This window comes from Salmonella sp. NW722 (assembly GCF_051702785.1).
Lineage (GTDB): Bacteria > Pseudomonadota > Gammaproteobacteria > Enterobacterales > Enterobacteriaceae > Salmonella > Salmonella enterica.
In genome coordinates, this window is the sequence record NZ_JAMMIN010000001.1 from 786,676 (window position 1) to 801,190 (window position 14,515).

Here is a 14,515-nt window from a genome sequence, read left to right on the forward strand (position 1 = left end):
GCCTGAAATTCCAATAACTCACCTGCTAAGCGTGCAATGAATAAAACCCGTCAAAAAGAGCTGACCCGCTGGTTAAAACAGCAAAGCGTAATCTCCCAACGGTGGTTGAATATTTCCCGCCTGTTGGGGTTCATGAGTGGCGTATTAATTGTCGCTCAGGCCTGGATCATGGCGCGTATCCTGCAACATATGATCATGGAGAACATTCCACGGGAAGCGCTGTTGCTCCCTTTTATCCTGCTGATACTGGTCTTTGTCCTCCGCGCCTGGGTGGTGTGGTTGCGCGAGCGCGTCGGTTTTCATGCCGGACAACATATTCGCTTTGAGATCCGCCGTCAGGTGTTGGATCGTCTGCAGCAAGCCGGCCCAGCCTGGATTCAGGGCAAGCCCGCCGGTAGCTGGGCGACGCTGGTGTTGGAACAGATTGACGATATGCATGACTATTATGCGCGCTATCTGCCGCAAATGGCGCTTGCCGTTTGCGTACCGCTCTTAATCGTGGCGGCGATTTTCCCGTCAAACTGGGCGGCGGCGCTGATTCTGCTGGGCACTGCCCCGCTCATTCCCCTATTTATGGCGATGGTGGGGATGGGCGCGGCTGACGCCAACCGCCGCAATTTCCTGGCGCTTGCCCGGCTAAGCGGCCATTTTCTTGACCGTCTGCGCGGGATGGAAACGCTGCGAATTTTCGGTCGTGGAGAAGCGGAAACCGAGAACATTCGCGCAGCATCGCAAGATTTTCGTCAGCGCACGATGGAAGTTCTGCGCCTCGCCTTTTTATCTTCCGGCGTGCTGGAGTTTTTCACCTCGCTTTCTATTGCGCTGGTCGCCGTTTATTTTGGCTTCTCTTACCTGGGCGAGCTGAACTTTGGTCATTACGGTACCGGTGTGACGCTCGCCGCCGGGTTCCTCGCCTTGATCCTCGCGCCGGAGTTTTTCCAGCCGTTACGCGACCTCGGCACGTTTTATCATGCTAAGGCGCAGGCGGTTGGCGCGGCGGATAGTCTGAAGACGTTTCTGGAAACGCCCCTCGCCCACCCGGCGCGCGGCGAAGTTGAGCTGGCGGAAAACGAACCTGTAACCATTGACGCAGTCAATCTTATTATCACCTCGCCAGAAGGCAAAACGCTTGCCGGGCCGCTGAATTTCTCATTAGCGGCAGGAGAACGCGCCGTCCTGGTAGGACGCAGCGGTTCCGGTAAAAGCACTCTGTTGAATGTATTATCCGGTTTTCTCTCCTATCAGGGATCTTTGCGTATTAACGGTGTCGAGCTTCGCGATCTCTCGCCGGAATCCTGGCGCCAGCATCTCTCCTGGGTTGGGCAAAACCCGCAATTACCTGCGGCGACGCTACGCGAAAATGTATTACTGGCGCGCCCGGACGCCAGCGAGCAGGAACTTTATGCCGCGCTTGACGCCGCATGGGTAAGCGAGTTTTTACCGCTGCTGCCGCAGGGAGTAGACACCCCGCTCGGCAATCATGCCAGCAGACTTTCCGTCGGCCAGGCACAGCGTGTAGCGGTCGCCCGTGCGCTACTTAATCCCTGTCAACTGCTACTGCTGGATGAACCGGCGGCAAGCCTGGACGCTCACAGCGAGCAACGCGTCATGCAGGCGTTAAAAGCGGCGTCAAAACGCCAGACCACATTAATGGTGACGCATCAGTTGGAAGATCTCGCCGACTGGGACGCTATCTGGGTTATGCAAGATGGCGCGATTGTCGAACAAGGCAGTTATGCCGAACTCAGCGCCGCCAACGGCGCTTTTGCGACGTTATTGGCTCATCGTCAGGAGGATATTTAAATGCGCGCGCTACTCCCTTATCTGACGCTTTATAAACGCCATAAATGGATGCTAACGCTGGGAATTGCGCTGGCAATCCTGACCCTGCTTGCCAGTATCGGGCTGCTGACGCTTTCCGGCTGGTTCCTGTCCGCGTCCGCTATCGCAGGCTTCGCGGGAATTTACAGTTTTAACTATATGCTCCCGGCAGCCGGCGTGCGCGGCGCGGCCATTACCCGTACCGCTGGTCGTTATTTTGAACGTCTGGTAAGTCATGACGCCACGTTCCGCGTGCTGCAACATCTGCGTATTTATACCTTTAGCAAACTTTTACCGCTCTCCCCCGCGGGTCTGGCGCGATATCAGCAAGGTGAACTGCTGAACCGCATCGTTGCCGACGTTGACACGCTGGATCATCTCTATTTGCGCGTCATCTCCCCGCTGGTCGGCGCTTTTGTAGTGATTATGATTGTCACCCTGGGGCTTAGCGTTCTCGACGTGACGCTGGCGATCACGCTGGGCGGCATTATGCTGTTGACGCTGTTTATTATGCCGCCGGTGTTTTATCGCGCCGGCAAAAATACCGGCCAAAATCTGACGCATCTACGCGGTCAGTATCGCCAGCAGCTCACGTCATGGTTACAGGGCCAGGCGGAACTCACCATTTTTGGCGCCAGCAAACGCTATCGGGCGCAAATGGAAGCCACCGAATTACAATGGCATGAGGCCCAACGCCGACAGTCTGAACTGACCGCCTTATCGCAGACGTTAATGCTGCTGATTGGCGCGCTGGCGGTGATGTTAATGTTGTGGATGGCCTCCGGCGGCGTTGGCGGCAATACGCAGCCCGGCGCGCTCATCGCGCTGTTTGTCTTCTGCGCGCTGGCGGCTTTCGAGGCGCTTGCGCCCGTTACCGGCGCATTCCAGCATCTGGGGCAGGTTATCGCCTCTGCGCTTCGTATCACTGAATTAACGGAGCAAAAACCGGAGGTGACCTTTCCACAGGCAGAAACTCCCGCGCCGGAAAAGGTCACACTCACCCTGCGGGACGTTTCGTTTCGTTATCCCGACCAGCCGATTAATGCGCTCAATGCCCTCTCATTACAGGCTAATCCTGGCGAGCATGTCGCTATTCTGGGGCGTACCGGCTGCGGAAAATCAACGCTGTTGCAGCTACTCACCCGCGCCTGGGACCCGCAACAAGGCGAAATTCTGCTCAACGATCTTCCGCTATCCTCGCTGAGCGAATCCGCCTTACGCCGGACTATCAGCGTGGTGCCGCAGCGTGTCCACCTGTTCAGCGCCACGCTGCGTGATAATTTATTACTGGCGGCGCCCAATGCCAGCGACGAAGCCCTTTCCGACATGCTGCGTCGCGTCGGCCTCGAAAATCTGCTCGAAGATAGTGGGCTTAATAGCTGGCTCGGCGAAGGCGGTCGTCTGCTATCCGGCGGCGAACTTCGTCGCCTGGCCATCGCCCGCGCGCTGTTGCACGATGCCCCGTTGATGCTGTTGGATGAGCCTACTGAGGGGCTGGATGCGACCACCGAGAGCGAAATGCTGGAATTACTTGCCGATGTGATGCGCGAAAAAACCGTCCTGATGGTGACTCACCGTTTGCGCGGCCTGGCCCGTTTTGATCAAATCATCGTAATGGACGACGGGCGCATCATTGAGCGAGGCACTCATGCAGAATTGTTAGCCGGACAAGGGCGCTATTATCAGTTTAAACAACGTCTGTAAGCTATTATTGAACGATCCGACTTGCGTACTGGAGTTTCGCCGTCATGCGTCTGGTTCAGCTTTCCCGACATTCTATCGCCTTCCCTTCGCCGGAAGGCGCTTTACGCGAGCCTAACGGTTTACTGGCGCTGGGCGGCGATCTCAGCCCTGCCCGGTTGTTAATGGCCTACCAGCACGGGATTTTCCCGTGGTTTTCGCCGGGCGACCCGATTCTGTGGTGGTCGCCCGATCCGCGCGCCGTGCTGTGGCCTGAAAAGTTTCATCTCAGTCGCAGCATGAAGCGCTTTCACAACGCATCCCCTTACCGCGTGACGCTCAATTACGCTTTCGACCGGGTCATTGATGGATGCGCCAATCACCGTGACGAAGGCACCTGGATAACGCGTGGTATTGAGGAAGCCTATCGCCGATTACATGAATTGGGCCACGCGCACTCCATTGAAGTGTGGCGCGATCGGGAACTGGTCGGCGGGATGTATGGCGTCTCGCAGGGGGCGCTATTTTGCGGCGAATCGATGTTTAGCCGCCAGGAGAATGCCTCTAAAACCGCACTGCTGGTTTTTTGCGCTGAATTTACCCGCCACGGCGGTAAACTTATTGATTGTCAGGTACTTAATAGTCATACCGCCTCGCTCGGTGCCATTGAAATTCCACGTCGTGACTACCTCGATCACCTCGCGGCCTTACGCCAACAGCCGCTGGCCTCCCGTTTTTGGGTGCCGCGGACATTATTTTTGCCCCGGAAGTGAATGTTTTCGGCACATTTTTTATTGGGGTGTTATAATTGCTGCCGCAGAATTGGTTTAGCTCATTATCCCGCAGCCCGTTGTCAGGTAACGCCCATCGTTTATTTCACCGTTCCCTTATATGTTGCGCTTATGTCGATACATCAGGCGGTAGTATCAGGGAAAAGGTGTATAACGCGGCGTTGTCGTGTGTCGCGGAATCATGTGCTAAACCTGGTTTGCTGTGTTTTAAACGCACAAATCTTTACTTATCAAAAGAAGTTCGGCATTATCTTGCCGGTTCAAATTATGGTAGTGATACCCCAGAGGATTAGATGGCCAAAGAAGACAATATTGAAATGCAAGGTACCGTTCTCGAAACGTTACCTAATACCATGTTCCGCGTAGAGTTAGAAAACGGTCACGTGGTTACTGCACACATCTCCGGTAAAATGCGTAAGAACTACATCCGCATCCTGACGGGCGACAAAGTGACCGTTGAGCTGACCCCGTACGACCTGAGCAAAGGCCGCATTGTCTTCCGTAGTCGCTAATTGTCTCCTCACGCCCTGAAGGGCGGCTGGATAAAAGGTCGGTTTAACCGGCCTTTTTTGCGTCCATTAAGTCGATGAATGACGAGCAGGTTACTCTTCCACCATGCGCGCATACTCTTCCGTCAAAAAATCGACCAACGCGCGTACGGAAGGTAATAATCCTCGCCGGGATGGGAACACAGCATGAATAACCTCCCGCCGGGGCTCCCACTCTTCCAGCACCGCGACCAGTTCACCGGCGGCCAGTTGTTCTTTCACCATTAAGACAGGTAGCTGCACAAGCCCCACGCCCGCCATCGCCGCCTCGCGTAGCGCCAACATGTCTGTAGTAATCATACGCGGGGTAAAATGGACTTCCGCACGCGCGCCCTGCGGGCCGTAAAGTTCCCAGCGGTGGATATGCTTGCCGGATGCAAGACTTAGCCCTGGCCAATGGCTCAACTCCGCCGGCGCGGAAGGGATTCCCATCCGTGCGATAAGATCCGGGCTGGCAAACAGGCGATGCCCTCTGTCAGCCAGGACGCGCATCACCAGGTCGCTATCTTCAAACGGGCGCGGCCTGACGCGAATCGCCACATCCACCCCCTCCCCTACGACGTCCACCCGACGATTGGTCGCTTCAAGCTGTAGCGAAACATCAGGATAACGCGCCATAAATTTCGCCAGCATTGGGCCGATGTGTACATGCAGCAGCGTCACCGGGCAGGTCAGCTTCACGATACCGCGAGGCTCTACCTGCAATGCGGCAATGGCATCCTGCGCCGCCTGAGCTTCCACCAGCATCGCTTTACAGTGCTCATAGAATGTTTGTCCCACTTCGGTAACGTTAAACTGCCGGGTAGTTCGCTGAATCAATCGCACGCCCAGCCGTTCCTCCAGTTGCGCAATACGCCGGCTCAGTTTTGATTTTGGTTCATCAAGCGCACGCCCCGCCGCGGCAAACCCACCCTCTTCGACCACATGCACAAACCACGCAAAATCATTGAGATCCGTTTTTATCATTACATTGTCCTATTAATGGAACGGTATGAGCCATTTTAGCCACTACCGAACCTTTTGTCATGAATATAAGCTTATTCACATCAAGACAACGCCACTGAGGAGAACACCATGAAACAGATTACAGGCGTCTATACCGCACCTCGCCCGCACTGGGTTGGCGATGGATTTCCGGTTCGTTCACTCTTTTCTTATCAGTCACATGCGCAGCAGTTGAGTCCCTTCCTGCTGCTGGATTATGCCGGGCCGCACACATTTACGCCGGGTAATGAAAAACGCGGTGTTGGGGAGCATCCACACCGCGGTTTCGAGACCGTGACGATTGTTTATAGTGGCGAAGTCGAGCATCGGGACTCTACCGGTCGCGGCGGCGTTATCGGCCCGGGCGACGTTCAGTGGATGACCGCAGGCGCAGGCATTTTGCATGAAGAGTTCCATTCCGACGCGTTTACCCGTCGGGGCGGCGAACTGGAAATGGTGCAGTTGTGGGTTAACCTTCCAATGAAGGACAAAATGACCACCCCGGGTTATCAAAGCATTACCCACGATGTTATCCCGACCGTTACGTTGCCGGATGACGCCGGAGTCGTGCGGGTCATCGCAGGGCGTTATGAAGAGACAAAAGGCCCGGCGCACACTTTCTCGCCGCTCAATGTCTGGGATATGCGCCTGCAACGCAATCGCCAGCTTACATTGGCACAGCCGGAAGGATGGAGCACCGCGCTGGTGGTACTGAAAGGCAATATCACGGTGAACGGCACGACGCCGGTCAACGAAGCGCAACTGGTGGTGTTGAGCCAGCAAGGGAAAACGCTGCACCTTGAGGCCAGCAGCGACGCCAGCGTATTGCTGTTATCAGGCGAGCCGCTGAATGAACCGATTGTGGGTTACGGCCCATTTGTTATGAACACGAAACAAGAGATCGCAGAAGCAGTCCGCGATTTCAACTCCGGCCGTTTTGGCCAAATCTGAAAACATGAAGGAGAACACGATGTCAAGTCCTGCTAATTTTAATGGTTTGCGCCCGGTAATTGATGTTAACGATTCCGTGATGCTTTTAATCGATCATCAAAGCGGTCTTTTCCAGACCGTAGGCGATATGCCAATGCCGGAATTACGCGCTCGCGCCGCGGCGTTGGCGAAGATGGCGACGTTAGCGAAAATGCCGGTCATTACCACGGCATCCGTACCGCAAGGTCCGAACGGCCCGCTGATCCCGGAGATCCACGCTAATGCGCCACATGCGCAGTATATTGCGCGCAAAGGTGAAATTAACGCCTGGGATAACGAAGATTTCGTTAAGGCGGTAAAAGCGACGGGTCGTAAGACGCTGATCATTGCCGGGACGATTACCAGCGTGTGTATGGCATTCCCGGCCATTAGCGCGGTAGCGGAAGGCTATAAGGTATTTGCCGTGATCGACGCATCCGGCACCTACAGTAAGATGGCGCAGGAGATCACCCTGGCGCGTATCGTACAGGCTGGCGTCGTACCGATGGATACTGCCGCAGTCGCCTCTGAGCTGCAAGGCACCTGGAACCGTGAAGACGCCGCCGCGTGGGCCGACGTTTATACTCAGGTATTCCCGGCCTATCAACTGCTGATCGAAAGCTACAGCAAAGCGCAGGATGTGGTGAAAAACAACGAAATGTTGGATTCACAGCGCTAATTTGCCTCCCCGCGCCAGTTTGGGCGGGGATTGTGTCTATTGCATGAGCAAACGACAGTGAATATGTAAATTCTGCTTGACCGTTTTAGCGCAACTCCCTATAGTAGCGCCCCGTTGCCCCCCAAGCGGTCAGGCAGCAATACAATATGGTGAGGTGTCCGAGTGGCTGAAGGAGCACGCCTGGAAAGTGTGTATACGGCAACGTATCGGGGGTTCGAATCCCCCCCTCACCGCCATATTTAAGTTGAGAGCCTGTACAGAAGTACGGGCTTTTTGCTTATATGTATCCCCCAAACTAAGGGGGGATGAGAACACCCGACCGGGGTTCGACAACTGGCGCAGCCAGTTGGACAGACCGGGCGCGCAGCGAACGGGCTGCCCGAAGGGCGAGCGCAGCGAGTCAATCCCCCCCTCACCGCCATATTCAAGAAAGAGTTCGTACGAAAGTACGGACTTTTTTTCGCATTACCCCCCCGTCGATTACCGGATGATGGCGCAATTTACAAGCGCCTTATCCGCCTACCGCAAGCACAACGCCATCAGGCTAACTATTAGCCAGCATAAAAAAACCGGGCGCTAAGGCCCGGTTTGTACGGCAGTGAAACGAAGATTAATGCGCGGCTTCCGGCTTGTGCTTTTGCGCACTCTGGAAGCCATACGTCAACGCATTTTTCTCTTTATCCAGCGCGACGGTGACCTGTCCGCCATCAACCAGCGATCCAAACAGCAACTCATTGGCCAGCGGTTTTTTCAGGTTGTCCTGAATCACACGCGCCATTGGTCGTGCGCCCATCGCCCGGTCATAGCCCTTTTCCGCCAGCCAGTCGCGCGCTTCCTGACTGACTTCCAGAGAGACGCCTTTCTGATCCAACTGAGCCTGCAACTCGACGATAAACTTATCGACAACCTGATGAATCACCTCGCCAGACAGATGATCGAACCAAATAATGTTGTCGAGACGGTTACGGAACTCCGGCGTAAACACTTTCTTGATCTCGCCCATCGCATCGGTACTGTTGTCCTGATGAATAAGACCAATAGATTTACGTTCGGTTTCTCGCACGCCGGCGTTGGTGGTCATCACCAGCACCACGTTGCGGAAATCCGCCTTACGGCCGTTGTTATCGGTCAGCGTACCGTTATCCATCACCTGCAGCAGCAGGTTAAAGACATCCGGGTGCGCTTTTTCGATCTCATCCAGCAACAGCACCGCATGAGGATGCTTAATCACCGCATCCGTCAGCAGCCCGCCCTGGTCGAAACCGACGTATCCCGGAGGCGCGCCGATCAAACGGCTCACCGTATGACGCTCCATATATTCGGACATATCGAAGCGCAACAGCTCAATACCCAGCGCTTTTGAAAGCTGTACCGTAACTTCAGTTTTCCCTACGCCAGTTGGCCCGGCGAACAAGAATGAGCCGACAGGTTTATGCTCATGGCCCAACCCCGCACGACTCATCTTAATAGCTTCGGTCAGCGCCTCAATCGCGTTATCCTGGCCGAAGACCAGCATTTTCAGACGATCGCCCAGGTTCTTCAGCGTATCGCGATCGCTCTGCGAGACGCTCTTTTCAGGAATTCGCGCAATTCGCGCCACTACGGACTCAATATCCGCCACGTTGACCGTTTTCTTACGTTTGCTCACCGGCATCAGACGCGCCCGAGCGCCCGCTTCGTCAATCACGTCAATGGCTTTATCCGGCAGATGGCGGTCATTGATATATTTTACCGCCAGCTCGACCGCCGCACGCACCGCTTTCGCGGTATAACGCACGTCGTGGTGCGCTTCGTACTTAGGTTTCAAGCCGTTGATAATTTGCACCGTCTCTTCTACCGAAGGCTCGGTAATATCAATTTTCTGGAAACGGCGTGCTAATGCACGGTCTTTCTCAAAAATATTGCTGAATTCCTGATAAGTCGTTGAGCCGATCACCCGGATCTTACCGCTGGAAAGCAGCGGTTTAATCAGATTTGCCGCATCCACCTGTCCGCCCGACGCCGCGCCAGCGCCGATAATGGTATGGATTTCATCGATAAACAGGATGCTGTTGGTATCCTGCTCAAGCTGTTTCAGCAACGCCTTAAACCGTTTTTCAAAATCGCCGCGGTATTTGGTGCCCGCCAGCAGCGAACCGATATCCAGCGAGTAAATGGTGCAATCGGCCATCACTTCCGGCACATCGCCCTGCACGATACGCCAGGCCAGCCCTTCGGCAATCGCCGTTTTGCCGACGCCGGATTCCCCTACCAGCAACGGGTTATTTTTACGGCGACGACACAAGACCTGGATCGCGCGCTCCAGTTCTTTTTCACGACCAATCAGCGGATCGATGCCGCCCACGCGAGCAAGTTGGTTAAGATTCGTCGTGAAGTTTTCCATACGTTCCTCCCCGCCAGCTTGTTCGTCGCCAGTTGGCTGATTGCCGAGATCGGAAGATTGGCTCGGTTCGTCTTTTCGCGTCCCGTGAGAAATAAAGTTCACGATATCCAGACGGCTCACTTCATGCTTGCGCAGCAGATAAGCCGCCTGTGATTCCTGTTCGCTAAAGATAGCCACCAGCACATTCGCGCCAGTCACTTCACTACGCCCGGAAGACTGAACGTGGAAGACGGCACGTTGCAGGACACGCTGGAAACTTAACGTCGGCTGCGTATCACGCTCTTCTTCACTGGCAGGCAGTACGGGTGTGGTTTGTTCAATGAAGGCTTCGAGTTCCTGACGGAGCGCCACCAGATCCACGGAGCATGCTTCCAGCGCTTCGCGAGCCGATGGGTTGCTGAGCAGCGCCAGCAACAGATGCTCGACGGTCATAAACTCATGACGGTGCTCGCGCGCTCTGGCGAAAGCCATGTTTAAACTGAGTTCCAGTTCTTGATTGAGCATAGGCACCTCCCCCAATTTTTATACCTGCATTCAGGCTTTTTCCAGCGTACACAGCAACGGATGCTCGTTCTCCCTTGCATACTTGTTCACCATCGCCACTTTGGTTTCCGCCACCTCGGCGGTGAACACGCCGCAGATGGCTTTGCCTTGATAGTGAACCGCAAGCATCAATTGCGTTGCACGTTCTACATCATAAGAAAAGAATTTTTGTAACACGTCAATAACAAACTCCATCGGAGTGTAGTCATCATTGACTAATATCACTTTATACATAGATGGCGGTTTTAGCGCCTCGCGCACGCTATCTTCCACCAACTGGTCAAAATCCAGCCAATCGTTCGTCTTACCCATTGTCAGTCGTCATTATCGGTTACGGTTGTCGGCAGGAAAATCTGCCGCTGACCAGAGTCTATGCACACAATCAATCTACCTCAATTGATAGATAACTAACATCTATCAGTACCATCCGCGACATCTGTCACATTCCCGGCAATAGCGTTAACTGCTTCAAATTTTTGATTCATTTTTACCCGATCCCCCCTGCCTGATGCTTGACGCCTCGCCTGATTTCTCTAAATTGTAATGTCGAGAGTTGGTGAGGTTTTGAACAGCCCCCACTCCGTCACCGGTTCATTCCATCTTACTTATATAAGATTTACGAAGGATGTCGAAGCATGGAAACGGGTACTGTAAAGTGGTTCAACAATGCCAAAGGGTTTGGTTTCATCTGCCCTGAAGGCGGCGGCGAGGATATTTTCGCCCATTATTCCACCATTCAAATGGATGGTTACAGAACGCTTAAAGCCGGACAGTCTGTCCGGTTTGATGTCCACCAGGGGCCAAAAGGCAATCACGCCAGCGTCATCGTGCCCATCGAAGCAGAGGCCGTTGCATAGCTCCTCTGTCTCATTGTGTACATCCAGGAGGCAAAATGCCAGCCCGATCGGCTGGCATTTTTATTTAACGCCAGTTCCTGATAGCAACACCGTTGCATCTTATCAGGCCGACAAATGACGTCAGCAAGATTACTCCCTTGCCAGCGCATCCACCGGGTCCAGTCGCGCCGCGTTTCTCGCCGGTAGCCAGCCAAACAGTATCCCAGTAAATGTCGAACATAAAAACGCGCTCGCCAGCGCAGTCAGTGAAAAACCGATCTCCCAGCCGGGCAGGAAAAGCTGTAGCATAAATGCGATGAACATCGACAAGCTAATCCCCAGCGCTCCACCAACCAGGCAAACCAGCACCGCTTCAATAAGAAACTGCTGTAGCACATCGCTGGCGCGCGCGCCTACCGCCATACGGATGCCGATTTCACGCGTTCGCTCGGTGACGGAAACCAGCATAATATTCATAACGCCGATGCCGCCGACAACCAGCGAAATGACAGCCACCAGCGTCAGAAATAACTGAAGAGTATAGGTGGTTTTTTCAGCCGTTTTCAGGACGCTGTCCATATTCCAGGTGAAGAAGTCTTTTTTACCGTGGCGTAAGGTGAGCAGGCGAGTAAGCTGCTGTTCAGCCTGATCGCTATCAACGCCATCTTTCACACGAACGGTGATCGAGTTAAGCCATGACTGACCCATTATGCGATCTGACATCGTGCTATAGGGCAACCAAACTTGCAACAGATTGCTATTGCCGTACATGGACGGTTTCTCTTCCGCCACGCCAATAACAATAACCGGCATATTACCCACCAGCACCACTTCCCCTACGACATTCGCTTTATTTGGAAATAGCTGGCGTCGCGTGTTGGCATCCAGCACCACCACCTGCGCGCGATCCTGTTGCTGTACAGCATTGAAGGTGTTCCCCTCCCTAAAGGACATGCCGTAAACGTTAAAATAATCGCCACTGACGCCATTAGCATTTACGGCAATATCAATATTGCCATAGCGAAGACGTAAGCTCTTTGAAACGCTGGGCGTCGCAGAGTTAACCCACGGCTGTTTCTGAATAGCGACCAGATCGTCATATTTCAGCGCCTGTCGATACTGCGGGTTGTCGTCGCCGAAATCTTTGCCTGGATGAATATCAATCGTATTAGTGCCCATAGCGCGGATATCCGCCAGTACCATCTGTTTTGCGGCGTCGCCGACCACCACAATCGACACCACCGACGCAATACCGATAATAATTCCCAGCATGGTCAGTAAAGTACGCATTTTGTTAGCGGCCATCGCTAACCACGCCATTGACAGCGCTTCGCGAAAGCTGCTGGCGAATTGCCGCCAGCCGGGAGCCGTATTAACTACGGCAGCGTCAACTCCCTGTTCGCGTTTCTTTTCCTGCGCGGGCGGATTATGGACAATCTTGCCATCGTGAATTTCAATAATCCGCTCCGCCTGGGCGGCAATCAGCGGATCGTGCGTCACAATGATCACCGTATGTCCGCGATCGCGCAGTTGGCGCAAAATCGCCATCACCTCTTCGCCGGAATGACTATCCAGCGCGCCGGTCGGCTCATCCGCCAGAATCACCTGTCCGCCGTTCATCAGCGCGCGGGCAATACTGACACGCTGCTGCTGTCCGCCAGAAAGCTGTGAAGGTGGGTAATCGACGCGATCGCTTAATCCCAGCCGCAAAAGCAACTCTCTGGCGCGCGCCTGGCGTTTTTTGCGTTCAATACCGGCGTAGACGGCGGGGATTTCAACATTTTGCGCTGCCGTTAAATGCGACAACAGATGGTAGCGCTGAAAGATAAAGCCAAAATGCTCACGCCGCAGCTGCGCCAGCGCGTCCGGGTCCAGCGTCGAGACGTCCCGCCCCGCCACCCGATAAGTGCCGCTGGTCGGTTTATCCAGGCACCCGAGGATATTCATCAGCGTTGATTTTCCAGAACCGGAAACGCCGACGATCGCCACCATCTCCCCGGCGTGGATTTGCAGGGAGATATCTTTCAACACCGCCACCTGCTCTTCTCCGGAGGGGTAGCTGCGACTCACATTGCGCAGTTCAAGCAATGCCGTCATGGCGTCGCTCCTGGCCTGCTCTCGCCGATGATCACCTCATCGCCCGCTTCCAGACCTTTAACCACTTCCACGTCTGTATCGTTACGCTCGCCAATGATCACTTCGCGCTCACGTTTTTCGCCGTTACGCAACAGCGCCACTTTATAACGATTGCCGCCCACCGGTTCGCCAAGCGCGGCGAGAGGAATAATCAGCACATTTTTGACATCCATGAGTTGAATATAAACCTGTGCGGTCATATCAAGACGCAAGATTCTTTTGGGATTCGGCACTTCAAACCGGGCGTAATAAAAAATAGCGTCGTTGATCTTTTCCGGCGTCGGCAGAATATCTTTTAAAACGCCTTCATAGCGCGTTTGCGGATCGCCTGCAATGGTGAACCATGCTTTCTGCCCCGCCCGAAGATGGATCACGTCCGCTTCCGAGACCTGCGCTTTTACCAGCATGGTGCTCATATCCGCCAGCGTCAGAATATTGGGCGCCTGCTGAGCTGCAATCACCGTTTGTCCTTGCAGGGTAGTGATTTGCGTCACTTCCCCCGCCATGGGGGCAACAATACGGGTATATTCCAGGTTGGTTTTCGCGGTGTCCAACGAGGCCCGATTACGTTTGATCTGGGCATCTATGGTGCCAATACGCGCCTGTTTAACCGCCATCTCCGTCGCCGCGGTATCCAGATCCTGTTGCGATACCGCCTGAGTCTTAGCTAACTGCTGCTGGCGCGCCAGCGTAACCCGCGCCAGCTTTAACTCAGCGGCTGCCTGTTGACGCTCCGCGTTCAGCTCCATCAGGGTGGCCTCGACCTCTTTTATCTGGTTCTCCGCCTGATCTGGGTCAATCACGCCGAGTAGCTGATCTTTTTTAACGTTATCGCCAATGGAGACCAGCAGCGTTTTCAACTGGCCGCTCACCTGCGCGCCGACATCCACTTTACGCAACGCGTCCAGTTTTCCAGTCGCCAGTACACTCTGTTCAAGATCGCCTGGCCGCACGATTAATGTCTGATAAGTTGGCAGCGGGGCATTTATCATTCGCCAGCCAGCCATCCCCCCCACTAAAAGAATTAAAATAATGACCAGATAACGCTTTTTAAATTTCTTTCCCTTAGCACGCATAGAAACCCTGACGGCAAAATTTCAACCAGAAAGTAAACCGTATCTAAACAAACCTGACGCAATAAAGAT

General features: G+C 54.3%; 13 protein-coding genes and 1 tRNA gene. 8 read left to right on the top strand and 6 right to left on the bottom strand.

The window, feature by feature from the left end; genetic code table 11:
- Positions 1 to 36: 36 nt before the first annotated feature.
- The 4 genes from cydD to infA all read left to right on the top strand — a co-directional run bounded on the left by cydD (position 37) and on the right by infA (position 4,804).
- Entirely contained in the window at positions 37 to 1,803 is a 1,767-nt protein-coding gene (gene cydD / locus NA330_RS03870) for a heme ABC transporter permease/ATP-binding protein CydD (protein WP_023242440.1), read from the top strand.
- On the top strand, positions 1,804 to 3,525 hold the full coding sequence (cydC, locus tag NA330_RS03875) for a heme ABC transporter ATP-binding protein/permease CydC (protein ID WP_023242441.1): 1,722 nt from the start codon (positions 1,804 to 1,806) through the stop codon (positions 3,523 to 3,525).
- 44 nt (positions 3,526 to 3,569) lie between these two features.
- Positions 3,570 to 4,274: a leucyl/phenylalanyl-tRNA--protein transferase gene (aat, locus tag NA330_RS03880; protein WP_001241650.1), complete on the top strand. Its 705-nt coding sequence runs from the start codon at positions 3,570 to 3,572 to the stop codon at positions 4,272 to 4,274.
- A gap of 311 nt (positions 4,275 to 4,585) precedes the next feature.
- Positions 4,586 to 4,804, top strand: a complete 219-nt coding sequence (gene infA / locus NA330_RS03885) for a translation initiation factor IF-1 (protein WP_001040187.1) — start codon at positions 4,586 to 4,588, stop codon at positions 4,802 to 4,804.
- Between the two features lie 90 nt (positions 4,805 to 4,894).
- Here the strand turns inward: infA and NA330_RS03890 are convergent, their stop codons facing one another.
- Positions 4,895 to 5,806, bottom strand: coding sequence for a LysR family transcriptional regulator (locus NA330_RS03890; RefSeq protein WP_000597928.1), 912 nt, complete (start codon positions 5,804 to 5,806; stop codon positions 4,895 to 4,897).
- Positions 5,807 to 5,914: 108 nt separating this feature from the next.
- Here NA330_RS03890 and NA330_RS03895 point away from each other — a divergent pair, with 108 nt between their 5' ends.
- The 3 genes from NA330_RS03895 (at position 5,915) to NA330_RS03905 (ending at position 7,708) form a co-directional block, all read left to right on the top strand.
- Complete coding sequence (locus tag NA330_RS03895) at positions 5,915 to 6,775, top strand: pirin family protein (protein WP_000809969.1); 861 nt, start codon at positions 5,915 to 5,917, stop codon at positions 6,773 to 6,775.
- Positions 6,776 to 6,794: 19 nt separating this feature from the next.
- Positions 6,795 to 7,472, top strand: coding sequence for a hydrolase (locus NA330_RS03900; RefSeq protein WP_000097893.1), 678 nt, complete (start codon positions 6,795 to 6,797; stop codon positions 7,470 to 7,472).
- A 148-nt stretch (positions 7,473 to 7,620) separates the two neighbouring features.
- A tRNA-Ser gene (locus NA330_RS03905) sits at positions 7,621 to 7,708 on the top strand.
- A 374-nt stretch (positions 7,709 to 8,082) separates the two neighbouring features.
- Here NA330_RS03905 and clpA read toward each other — a convergent pair.
- The 3 genes from clpA to NA330_RS03920 all read right to left on the bottom strand — a co-directional run bounded on the left by clpA (position 8,083) and on the right by NA330_RS03920 (position 10,883).
- Positions 8,083 to 10,359 carry an ATP-dependent Clp protease ATP-binding subunit ClpA gene (gene clpA / locus NA330_RS03910; RefSeq protein WP_000934064.1) on the bottom strand — a complete coding sequence of 759 codons (2,277 nt, stop codon included), beginning with the start codon at positions 10,357 to 10,359 and terminating at the stop codon, positions 8,083 to 8,085.
- Between the two features lie 30 nt (positions 10,360 to 10,389).
- Positions 10,390 to 10,710, bottom strand: a complete 321-nt coding sequence (gene clpS, locus NA330_RS03915) for an ATP-dependent Clp protease adapter ClpS (RefSeq protein ID WP_017440908.1) — start codon at positions 10,708 to 10,710, stop codon at positions 10,390 to 10,392.
- Positions 10,711 to 10,805: 95 nt separating this feature from the next.
- Positions 10,806 to 10,883, bottom strand: a complete 78-nt coding sequence (locus tag NA330_RS03920; protein WP_212742690.1) for a hypothetical protein — start codon at positions 10,881 to 10,883, stop codon at positions 10,806 to 10,808.
- Positions 10,884 to 11,033: 150 nt separating this feature from the next.
- On the opposite strand from NA330_RS03920, the gene cspD reads away from it, so the two are divergent.
- Entirely contained in the window at positions 11,034 to 11,255 is a 222-nt protein-coding gene (gene cspD, locus NA330_RS03925; protein ID WP_000447499.1) for a cold shock-like protein CspD, read from the top strand.
- Positions 11,256 to 11,384: 129 nt separating this feature from the next.
- Here the strand turns inward: cspD and macB are convergent, their stop codons facing one another.
- Together macB and macA are read right to left on the bottom strand one after the other, a co-directional pair.
- Positions 11,385 to 13,331 carry a macrolide ABC transporter ATP-binding protein/permease MacB gene (macB, locus tag NA330_RS03930; protein ID WP_000125894.1) on the bottom strand — a complete coding sequence of 649 codons (1,947 nt, stop codon included), beginning with the start codon at positions 13,329 to 13,331 and terminating at the stop codon, positions 11,385 to 11,387.
- A complete protein-coding gene (gene macA, locus NA330_RS03935; protein ID WP_001201750.1) occupies positions 13,328 to 14,446 on the bottom strand; it encodes a macrolide transporter subunit MacA in 1,119 nt (372 codons plus the stop codon). Before macA ends, macB begins: the two co-directional genes overlap by 4 nt.
- Between the last annotated feature and the right edge of the window lie 69 nt (positions 14,447 to 14,515).

Coding starts and splice junctions, on each gene's coding strand:
- cydD (WP_023242440.1), top strand. CDS start 37: ATGAATAAAACCCGTCAAAAAGAGCTGACCCGCTGGTTAAAACAGCAA.
- cydC (WP_023242441.1), top strand. CDS start 1,804: ATGCGCGCGCTACTCCCTTATCTGACGCTTTATAAACGCCATAAATGG.
- aat (WP_001241650.1), top strand. CDS start 3,570: ATGCGTCTGGTTCAGCTTTCCCGACATTCTATCGCCTTCCCTTCGCCG.
- infA (WP_001040187.1), top strand. CDS start 4,586: ATGGCCAAAGAAGACAATATTGAAATGCAAGGTACCGTTCTCGAAACG.
- NA330_RS03890 (WP_000597928.1), bottom strand. CDS start 5,806: ATGATAAAAACGGATCTCAATGATTTTGCGTGGTTTGTGCATGTGGTC.
- NA330_RS03895 (WP_000809969.1), top strand. CDS start 5,915: ATGAAACAGATTACAGGCGTCTATACCGCACCTCGCCCGCACTGGGTT.
- NA330_RS03900 (WP_000097893.1), top strand. CDS start 6,795: ATGTCAAGTCCTGCTAATTTTAATGGTTTGCGCCCGGTAATTGATGTT.
- clpA (WP_000934064.1), bottom strand. CDS start 10,359: ATGCTCAATCAAGAACTGGAACTCAGTTTAAACATGGCTTTCGCCAGA.
- clpS (WP_017440908.1), bottom strand. CDS start 10,710: ATGGGTAAGACGAACGATTGGCTGGATTTTGACCAGTTGGTGGAAGAT.
- NA330_RS03920 (WP_212742690.1), bottom strand. CDS start 10,883: ATGAATCAAAAATTTGAAGCAGTTAACGCTATTGCCGGGAATGTGACA.
- cspD (WP_000447499.1), top strand. CDS start 11,034: ATGGAAACGGGTACTGTAAAGTGGTTCAACAATGCCAAAGGGTTTGGT.
- macB (WP_000125894.1), bottom strand. CDS start 13,331: ATGACGGCATTGCTTGAACTGCGCAATGTGAGTCGCAGCTACCCCTCC.
- macA (WP_001201750.1), bottom strand. CDS start 14,446: ATGCGTGCTAAGGGAAAGAAATTTAAAAAGCGTTATCTGGTCATTATT.